General features: G+C 39.0%; 15 protein-coding genes. 1 reads left to right on the forward strand and 14 read right to left on the reverse strand.

Annotated elements, in window-relative coordinates; all coding sequences use genetic code 11:
- Nucleotides 1-234 precede the first annotated feature (234 nt).
- From HX13_RS23015 to HX13_RS22655, 14 genes are all read right to left on the reverse strand, one after another.
- Nucleotides 235-960, reverse strand: coding sequence for an SMP-30/gluconolactonase/LRE family protein (locus tag HX13_RS23015; RefSeq protein ID WP_202962935.1), 726 nt, complete (start codon nucleotides 958-960; stop codon nucleotides 235-237).
- Nucleotides 896-1,354: an L-dopachrome tautomerase-related protein gene (locus tag HX13_RS23020; RefSeq protein ID WP_202962936.1), complete on the reverse strand. Its 459-nt coding sequence runs from the start codon at nucleotides 1,352-1,354 to the stop codon at nucleotides 896-898. The genes HX13_RS23015 and HX13_RS23020 overlap by 65 nt, the downstream gene beginning before the upstream one ends.
- A gap of 137 nt (nucleotides 1,355-1,491) precedes the next feature.
- Nucleotides 1,492-2,349 (reverse strand): shikimate dehydrogenase, encoded by an 858-nt coding sequence (gene aroE, locus HX13_RS18995; RefSeq protein WP_050022352.1) that lies wholly within the window; start codon nucleotides 2,347-2,349, stop codon nucleotides 1,492-1,494.
- On the reverse strand, nucleotides 2,349-2,669 hold the full coding sequence (locus HX13_RS19000) for a putative quinol monooxygenase (RefSeq protein ID WP_050022353.1): 321 nt from the start codon (nucleotides 2,667-2,669) through the stop codon (nucleotides 2,349-2,351). The genes aroE and HX13_RS19000 overlap by 1 nt, the downstream gene beginning before the upstream one ends.
- A gap of 67 nt (nucleotides 2,670-2,736) precedes the next feature.
- Entirely contained in the window at nucleotides 2,737-3,090 is a 354-nt protein-coding gene (locus HX13_RS19005; protein ID WP_157837472.1) for an EthD domain-containing protein, read from the reverse strand.
- A gap of 33 nt (nucleotides 3,091-3,123) precedes the next feature.
- Nucleotides 3,124-3,648, reverse strand: a complete 525-nt coding sequence (locus tag HX13_RS19010) for a VOC family protein (protein WP_050022355.1) — start codon at nucleotides 3,646-3,648, stop codon at nucleotides 3,124-3,126.
- A 108-nt stretch (nucleotides 3,649-3,756) separates the two neighbouring features.
- Nucleotides 3,757-4,221 carry a PPC domain-containing DNA-binding protein gene (locus tag HX13_RS19015; protein WP_050022356.1) on the reverse strand — a complete coding sequence of 155 codons (465 nt, stop codon included), beginning with the start codon at nucleotides 4,219-4,221 and terminating at the stop codon, nucleotides 3,757-3,759.
- Nucleotides 4,222-4,480: 259 nt separating this feature from the next.
- Nucleotides 4,481-4,942 carry a VOC family protein gene (locus HX13_RS19020; RefSeq protein WP_128572511.1) on the reverse strand — a complete coding sequence of 154 codons (462 nt, stop codon included), beginning with the start codon at nucleotides 4,940-4,942 and terminating at the stop codon, nucleotides 4,481-4,483.
- 14 nt (nucleotides 4,943-4,956) lie between these two features.
- Complete coding sequence (locus tag HX13_RS25760) at nucleotides 4,957-5,085, reverse strand: hypothetical protein (RefSeq protein ID WP_262483580.1); 129 nt, start codon at nucleotides 5,083-5,085, stop codon at nucleotides 4,957-4,959.
- A 133-nt stretch (nucleotides 5,086-5,218) separates the two neighbouring features.
- On the reverse strand, nucleotides 5,219-6,088 hold the full coding sequence (locus HX13_RS19025; RefSeq protein WP_050022357.1) for an L-dopachrome tautomerase-related protein: 870 nt from the start codon (nucleotides 6,086-6,088) through the stop codon (nucleotides 5,219-5,221).
- Nucleotides 6,085-6,672 (reverse strand): cupin domain-containing protein, encoded by a 588-nt coding sequence (locus HX13_RS19030; RefSeq protein WP_050022358.1) that lies wholly within the window; start codon nucleotides 6,670-6,672, stop codon nucleotides 6,085-6,087. The genes HX13_RS19025 and HX13_RS19030 overlap by 4 nt, the downstream gene beginning before the upstream one ends.
- A 23-nt stretch (nucleotides 6,673-6,695) precedes the next feature.
- Complete coding sequence (locus tag HX13_RS19035) at nucleotides 6,696-6,980, reverse strand: putative quinol monooxygenase (RefSeq protein WP_050022359.1); 285 nt, start codon at nucleotides 6,978-6,980, stop codon at nucleotides 6,696-6,698.
- A 24-nt stretch (nucleotides 6,981-7,004) separates the two neighbouring features.
- Nucleotides 7,005-8,120 (reverse strand): amidohydrolase family protein, encoded by a 1,116-nt coding sequence (locus HX13_RS19040; protein WP_128572512.1) that lies wholly within the window; start codon nucleotides 8,118-8,120, stop codon nucleotides 7,005-7,007.
- 13 nt (nucleotides 8,121-8,133) lie between these two features.
- Nucleotides 8,134-8,280, reverse strand: a complete 147-nt coding sequence (locus HX13_RS22655; protein ID WP_157837473.1) for a hypothetical protein — start codon at nucleotides 8,278-8,280, stop codon at nucleotides 8,134-8,136.
- A 316-nt stretch (nucleotides 8,281-8,596) separates the two neighbouring features.
- On the opposite strand from HX13_RS22655, the gene HX13_RS19045 reads away from it, so the two are divergent.
- A partial coding sequence (locus tag HX13_RS19045; RefSeq protein ID WP_185113623.1) for an AraC family ligand binding domain-containing protein occupies nucleotides 8,597-8,879 on the forward strand: 283 nt, incomplete at its 3' end.

Raw genomic sequence — 8,879 nt, forward strand, 5'->3', positions numbered from 1 at the left:
GCTACGCCCAACCACTTTTATATTTCTTTTCATCGATATCGTATTGTGAATCAAAACTGTGATATTAAAAACAGCAAGAATTCTGAGTTCATGAAAGTATTTGGCTTTGGGAAAAATTAACCATAAAAGAGTATCAAAATATTATATGTAGCAAAAAACTATATAAATTTTATCTCTGAAATAGTTGTGAGTTTTACAATAGATCAAATCTTATAAAAGTGTTTGAACAAACAATCACTTCTGAATAGGTATCCTTACGACCAGAAATGGCGGTTTTCTTAAATCCTTTCCATAATTAAATCCTGGAAGACGGTTCCATTGTCCAAGGGTAACATATACAAAACCGTTTCGATAAGCTAAACCATCGGGCCAGACAAAATTTTCAGCATCGTGTGCAAGTAATTTATATTTCCCATCTGATGAGCGCTGGATGATGGACTGATGCTCAAAAGCACCAAAAAATATATTCCCGTTCTCATCTTCAGCCAATCCATCACAGGCAGGATGTTCCCCCTCATATTTTATAGAATCTGCGAGTTGCCTGTCAGGTACATTGAAATCACTTAACAAATCCGTATTCAGGCTGTATAATCTTCTTCCCGTAATGGTTGTCCAATAAACTTTTTTGCTGTCAGGGCTCAATGCAATGCCATCGACACCACCATTTGGAAAGGTTTGATTTTTAAAATCATAAATATGTGGCTTACCCTCAAGAAACCCCATAAAACCAGGTTCCGGAGCAGTAGAATAATGGTTTAACAAAACTTCGCGACATCTACCGGAATCCACATCGATAACCACATGTGAATAACGCTCTCCAAAACCGGAGTTGGCAATGTAAACGGTTCCTTTTTTGCCATGCGTGAGATCAATCCGCAGATCATTGTAATGCGCTTCATCTGAAAGAACGGACTTTGAGATAAGAAGAGTATGCAGTATTTTTTTTAGAATGTATATCAACAGCTACTACTTTAGCCGCACCTTCCGGTATTTTTTTTTGCCCGGCACGTTTACCGTCATCCAATATCCATAGTACATCATTTTTATCAATATACATTCCATGAGGCGAAACTAACCATTCATTATAAGGTTTTTCTAAAGGATAAACAATCTCTTTATTTGGAAAAGGAAAGAGCTTACCATTAACAAGCTCTGCCAAGGCAAATTCCTTGTGGTTATCAGCATGCCGTGGAAAACCTAAAAACACTCTGTTATCAGAACTCACAGCAATACCAGACATATCTGGATCCGGTGGTGTGATTCGGGCAATCACTTCATAACTTTGCTGTGCCATTGTAATAGTATTTTGTGTCAATAGTAGAATTAAGCCTGCTATTTTCATTAAATTCTTCATAATTACATATTTTTATAATCAATTCAAAACAGTTGCCAAACGGATCACTGAAAAAGTATTGTTGTGAACCTTTGATCCGTAATGCTCGGATATACAGTTGAATAATAAATGATCAAGACATTTGACATCAATCCTTCTTAAATATTTAAAACTTCTTTTAATGTGCTGAGCATCACTTCCTGATCTACATCCTCGCCAGTCCAATATTTAATGGCAATGACGCCCTGGTTAACAAGCATCTGTAAACCATTTATAAACTGACATCCCTTTGATCTGGCTATTTTAATGAAGTGTGTTTCCGGAGGATTGGGAATGACATCAGTAATGATCATATCAGGACCAAGGCTATCGAAATTAATGTTAAGGTGTTCCTCGACCTTTGGGAAAAGGCCAACACTGGTTGCATTGATGACAATTTCTGTGGCAGGATCAATAACATAGGTACGGTTCCAATGATGAAAAACAGCTTTCGTTTCTGTATTTTGATTTAAAAGATCTACAAGTTCATTGCCTTTTTCTTTGGTAATATTTACAATGGTAATATTCCCTGCACCCGCTAAAGCAAGTTCTACACCAATAGCTCGGGCTGCACCACCAGCACCGAATAATGTGATTTTTTTTCCTTTAGGGTCTGTAACTGTACGTAAAGCTTTTAAAAATCCCTTCCCGTCCGTATTTTCGCCTATCCATTTTTCGCCGCTTTTAACAACGGTATTTACAGCGCCAATCAGCTGGGCAGACTCTCCCAAGCCATCCAAATGTGGAATAACAGCAATTTTATGTGGAATGGAACAGTTAAAACCGGTCCAGCCCATTGCCTTAGCCCCTTCAATAGCAGCTTTTAAGTTTTCGTGACTTACTTCGCAATTCAGGTAACGCAAATGCAATCCATGATGCTGGTAAGCAGCTTCTATCATGGCCACAGTTGGGTTTTCCGCAGCAGGCTGCGCAAAGGAGCCTGTAATGGCAGGCAGGAAATCAATTGCTTTAGACATTAGTGATAATAAGTATTAATGGTATTTAAAAAGGTCACATTATTCTTTTCGTATTTCCCTTCCAGTAATTTTCCGAAGCGAATGGTATGTGCCTGCTTCTTATGCGCATCTAATGCCTCCTGGCTTTTGAATATTTCGAACATAACGAAAGTGTCCGGCTCATCCTGTTTGCTTGAAAGCGAAAACAACAGACATCCGGTTTCTTTAGATGTTTCTGCCTGAATGAATTTCACGGCCATTTTCACATCTTTTTCTTTACCTTTTTTGGGTATGATTTCTGTAATGGCTGCAATACTGTCACTTATTGTCGATTGTGCCATAATTGTGGTTTTACCAAAAATGAGTAGTGCTGTTATTGTAATTATCCTTAATACAGTCATAATTATATTATTTCAACTCAGTTTCATTACCTATAATATCATCCTGATATCCTAAGGTCACTTTTGTATTGGCATGGTCAAGAAAAGTAAGCTCATCGGGCCATACATGCATCTTATAAAAATCTGAAGTAAGCACTTTGTCAAGGCCTTCCACACTATCGAACCAAAGTTCTGCAGTACCATCAAAATCGTCCACTTTAATGACCGAAGACCTTTCTTTGATAGGATGAGTCTGAAGGTACCGGATCACGTGTACTTTCGCTTCCGGGATCTGTCTGAACAATGGTCCGTGTTTTTCAATATGGTGTTTTACGAACTCCTCATGTGTCAATTGCGCATTGCGTTTTAGTAACATTGTCATTTTAATCATAATGTTATTTTTTATTGCTGAAGATTATCTGTTTGGAGTCCAGCGGTGTAGGGATTTATCTTTTAACCTATCAGGATAGGTTAGCAATTCAATCAGTGTTCCCCAGGGAGCCCTCCCGTACACGCCTTTATTGCGCGTACCCTCTTCCACATTCGCCAGAGGATGTGGTGGCGAAAGCAGTTTGCCACCCGCTGCTTCAAACTGTCTGCATGCAGCATTAATATCGTCCACGTATACAGCGATGTGCTGTAATCCGTAATCGTTAAGACCTGATGCATTTTCCTGAGGTGCATCTGCAAATTGAAACAACTCAACAGTAGGTCCGTTACCAATCTGTATAAGCCGCATATGGACAATTTTACTAGCCTTAGGGATGCCAAGTTCTTTTTCGGTCTCTTCGCCTTCAAAGGGCTTACCTCCTTTTGGCAGTACATCATACAGATTCTTCGCATCCAGCGCTTTTTCAAGGAAAGCAGAAGCTTCATCTATATCCGGAACGGTTATACCTATATGGTCGATACCACGAAAATTACTGTTTGTACTACTCATACTATTTTTCTTTTTTTGAGGGTTATATTGTTACTGAAAATAACAACAAATACCAATATTATAAAAGCTATAACACTATTGCTTTTGGATATTTTCATATTCTTTTTTTTATGGTTGACTTTTTTCAAAATCATAGAAATTCAATCCAACCTCATCGTTTTTCACCTTTATCACTTGGCTATTGACAGGATAAATGAAAAATTCTCCTGCACCACGTATTTTTGCGTCAAGCAGGTGTCCGGCCAATGCCGTGTAATCACTTTTACCCAATGTAATGTGCAGATGCAATAGCGGCTTCTCATCCGCTACAGATATATTCCCCGCGATGCTGCTGATCTCCATCTGCTCCCTGAAGGTTTTGTCAACATACTTTTTTGTGGACGGATCAAAAAACCGGAGAGTAGCCTCATTAGTAGCTCCGATACCGGTAATTTGTCCGGCAGGAATTTTCTGTGATATGACAAAATCGTTTAGTGCATCCACAATACTGCTCTTATCGGCTATACTGACAATGTAAACACTATCTGCTTTTCGGGCGGTCCAGTTTTTTCCTTTTAAATTTTGTGCATCCATTTTTATAGAAATTAAAGAACTGATCAATATTAACAATAATATCCGTTTCATCTTTTTATTTTTTATTTGATTACATAACTTCTTACTTTTACAGGATGGGAGAATATAATTCTCACCTTCCGCTACATAAACAATTCCGTGGTATTTTTTGGCTTTTGATACTCACCATAGACTTATTCGTTCTTTCCCGGTTTAAGTTTCCAGCGTCGCAAGGGCGTTTTCTTTTCGATGGCGAGTTCTGAAGGATAAGTGATCAATTCTACAAAAGTCCCCCAAGTAGTAACCCATACATAAATTGGTTGCCCTCGCCTCCCTCACGTCCCAGCATTTCATTGGGACCTTTAAGCAGCCGTCCGCCTGCTTTTTCAAACTTATCCTTTGTTACCATAATGTCTTCCGTATAAACCGCAAAATGCTGTAATCCGATGTCCGAGGGAATGATATCTTTCTTGACGTTACCTTGTACTTTCATCTCGAACAATTCTATGCAGGCGCCATCACCAATACGCATCATACGCATATGCACAATTGCAGACCCTTTGGCAAAGCCTAGCGTGGCTTCTGCTTCCGCTCCACTTTGTGGCGGATCGGAAGGGATCACATTATCGTAAATAGCCGTAGCCCCGAAAGCTTCTTCCAGAAACTTTGCTGCAGTTTCGATTTCAGGAACTGTAATTCCAATATTATCAATAGCGCGTACCTCTGTTTTCTGATAATTCATAATGACTATTTATTTTAGGGTTGCTTTACAGGAATTTTCAATACTTCATAAGGGCCATTACGCAGATCTATGCCTCCGTTGAGTCCCGGTGCACGGTGCCATTGACCGATGGTTACATATATAAATCCATTACTGAAAGCCATACCATCCGGCCATATCAACCGGGAATCATACGCCGTAAGCGAAACTGCTCCTGCATTATCTCTCTGGATAATACTATATCGCGATGCATCACCAAAATACAGGGTACCAGTCTGATCAATGGCTATTCCGCCATTAGAAACAATCTGTCCTTCCCATCGGATAGCTTTTTTTTAGCTCATCTTCTGTCTTAGCAAAATTGCCGATCACTTCTGTTGGTATACTATAATAATTCGGATTAGTAGGAATTGTCCAGTAGAGTGTTTTAAAATCAGGACTAAGTTCAATTCCATTTACACCACCTTGTGGCATTGTTGGCTTTTCATAATCTAAGAGATGAGGTTTACCTTCCACAAAATAGATAAAGCCCTTTTGAGGTGAAACTTCAGGTGCATCACGGAACAGTTCCCGTAATTTCCCGGTGGCAACATCTGCCACAATGATGGACTGATCCGGCTTAGCGAAACCATTATTTGAAATATAAACAGTACCTTCTTTACCATGCAGTGGATCAAAACGAAGATCGTTCAGCTGCATTGCCTCTCTAAAAAAAGGTTTAGTTATGAGAATGCTCTTAATAACTTTCCTTGTATTAATGTCCACAGCCATAATTTTGGTACTGCCTTCCGGAATACCTTCTATTCCAGCCCTTTTCCCTTGATCCAATATCCAAAGGGTATTTTTGTAAAGTGTGATACCAAGCACAGAAACCAAATGGCTGGGCAGATCATTATTCACATTTTTATTTATTTTTTCATCAGGAAATGCTATCGGCTTGCCATCGATAATTTCTACCACGGATGGATATTTATGGTTTACTCCTCCACGCGGCAATGCCAGAAATATCCTACCGCTCTCAGTAACCGCAATACCTGCTGACTCAACATCGGGAAGACTCACAGGTATGCTGATACCTTCAGGATAAGACTCTGGCATTTGCGCTAATGTATGTTGCATTTCCAATACCATTACCATTGCTAATATTTTTAAAATTATCATTTTCATTTTGACCAGATTTTGATAAGACCGGAATTTTTACCTGTTAAAGGGTCTGCTGACGGAAGCTTTACTTTTGCAATTCGTTGGTCGGCAGCCGGACGTTCACTTTTTTCACCTTTCATCAAATCGGGGCTTAAGCCAGATGGATAGGCTCCCAAAACAGTAAAGTCATCACTATGGGTAATACACTTGTGTCCGACACCAGCAGGTATTATAAGAATATCCCCGGCCTTTACCTGTATTTTTTCACCTTTTTCACCGCCCATTTGTAGCAAAGCACCTCCGCTGAATACGCCTAATACTTCATGTGTGTTGCTATGGTAATGATGGAACGGATAAATACCCCACCGCCATGTATTGGTCCAGCCATTAGTGGCAAAACGTTCTTCCAGCCAATCACCGCCCTTGCTGCCACGTTGTGAAAAAGCGTTTTTGTATATCAGCAGCGGAAATTTACTGTTGGGAATACTGCCGTCATCTTTAAAATAAAATATTTGCGGCGTTACTGTGGTCATAGCGGATACTCGAGTGTGTAGTAACAATCCTGCGATGGCGAGCGTCCCACTTTTGATAAATTTTCTTCTTTCCATAGCAATAATGTTTTAAATGTGTGTCAAAGTTTGTCCAAGAGGAAGACTTCCATCGGTTTTTCCAACAGGTCTTGTGCTTTTTCCCGGAAATCAACCAGATGGGTATTGACTAGATGCTTTTCCAATGCATCACGGCTTTCCCAATTTTCATAGAAAAAGAAAATATATTCTTCCGGCTTTCCCTGATACAGGTCATATTGGTTACAGCCTTCTTCTTTCAATGTAGGATTTACCAATGATTGCAACAATGCTTTTGTTTCTTTTACTTTCGATTTTTTGGCGGTTATTTTTGCTATTACAGTTAACATAACAATACTTTTTTGGGGTAATTTTTATTTTAAAGGACCTTTACTCACTTCTTTACCTGCTTTATAAATGGCATAAATACTTCTGGTTTGCTTAATATCTTTCGCAGGATCTCCTTTCAGGATAAGAAGATCTGCAATTTTGCCTTTTTCGATAGTTCCGTAACGTTTATCAATTTTCAGTAACTTTGCTGCATTTTTAGTTCCTACTGTAATAGACTGTAAAGGTGTCAAGCCAGCCTGTACCATCAGTTCCAGTTCCAGATGCTCGCTAAAACCCTGTGCACGCAAAGGCATTGCACCGCTGTCGGTACCGAGTGCAATCAAAACATCCGCATCATATAGTTTTTTCAGGTTTTTCAACGCTGTATCAAATGCCTGTACGTTTTTCGCATAGACTGGAGAGCTTTTGAGGTCATTCTGATATTTTTCGGAAGTGATCATCTGATAAACGCCGGGTTCAAGGGATGCTTTGAAAAAAGGATCATTGATCCATTCCGGTTTACGAGCATAGATGTAAGCAAACTCGTCCAGTGAAAGAGTTGGTATATAGGCAATACCCCTAGATTTTATCTGCTGTATGAGGGCATTATCAATAACACTGTCTCTTATGCTGTGCCCAATAACATCCACACCGTCATTTAAAAGCTGGCGTGCATCAGAAAGATAATAGGCATGAGCGGCTACCCGAAGACCGCGTTTGTGTGCCTCTTGGATAATTTCCTTATAAATTGCAGGATCCATTTTTTTGTATTTTCCACCGAAGTCATCCACCCATATTTTCACAAATTCAGGTTTTAGTTTGACAAGGCTGTCCATCTGGGCAGCAATTAATTCAGTTTTATTCGGACGATAAACATAATCCATCGCAAATTCAATTGGCGGCGCACCATTTGGAACACCAAAGCCATAAGCAGCAGAATGAAGCCTTGCGCCCGGATAATTGCCCGCCAGAGAAGCGTCGCGAATACCTTTTTCAAAAATAAGGGGCCGGTCGCTTCCCATCACCATAATATTCAGCACTCCATAGTCCTGATATTTCTGCAATTGGGCTTTAATGTTCTCTTCGGTATAAAATTCAGCTTTATTTGCTGTTCCTTTTAAAGAGCCAATATGTACGTGGTCGCTGATTAGCGCTGGCATAACGGTTTTGCCTTCAAGGTCGAGTATTTTTTACATCGTTTGCATTGAGGTTTTGTCCAATAGCGGCAATACTGTCACCCTGTATCAATATATCGGTATTTTCCTGTGGCTGTCCACCATTGCCATCAATTAGTGTAACATTTTTTAAGAACGACAGCATCTGATGCTGTTTGCTTTTTTTTTATTATTGCAAGAAACAATCAGTGCTAATGATATACCAAAAAATGAGAGTTGAAAAATTTGTTTCATATTCATAATTCTATTCTTTGATTTATTTTTTTTCCTGAGATATATTTAGATGCAACAAAAGTGATATTTCCCTTTTTTTGATGCATATCCGTCAATAGACCTTTATTACCCCATAATTGATATTTGCGTTTGGTAAAAATGTTTTACAAATCTCGTCATACAAATTGCATTTAGTATGGTATAATATTCCGTTGTTTTTGTACATTTATGGTAATAGAAATTTGGCAATGAAAAAAGTTCAGTTCGAACAGCTTGTAATTCATGATTTTAAAGAGAAAACCTTTCATTTACCTATGCATGGTCATACCTATTATGAACTGGTTTATATCCGTAACGGAAGTGGCATACATCTTTTGAATAATAGCCGTCTACCCTACCAAAAAGGAGACTTATTTATAATTGGTCCAGAAGATGAGCATTATTTTGAAATTGCCCGAAATACCCATTTTACATTTATAAAATTTACTGATGATTATTTCGCCGGGAATAACATCTATTGTCAAGCAGATG

The organism is Chryseobacterium sp. P1-3 (assembly GCF_000738495.1).
GTDB lineage: Bacteria > Bacteroidota > Bacteroidia > Flavobacteriales > Weeksellaceae > Chryseobacterium > Chryseobacterium gallinarum.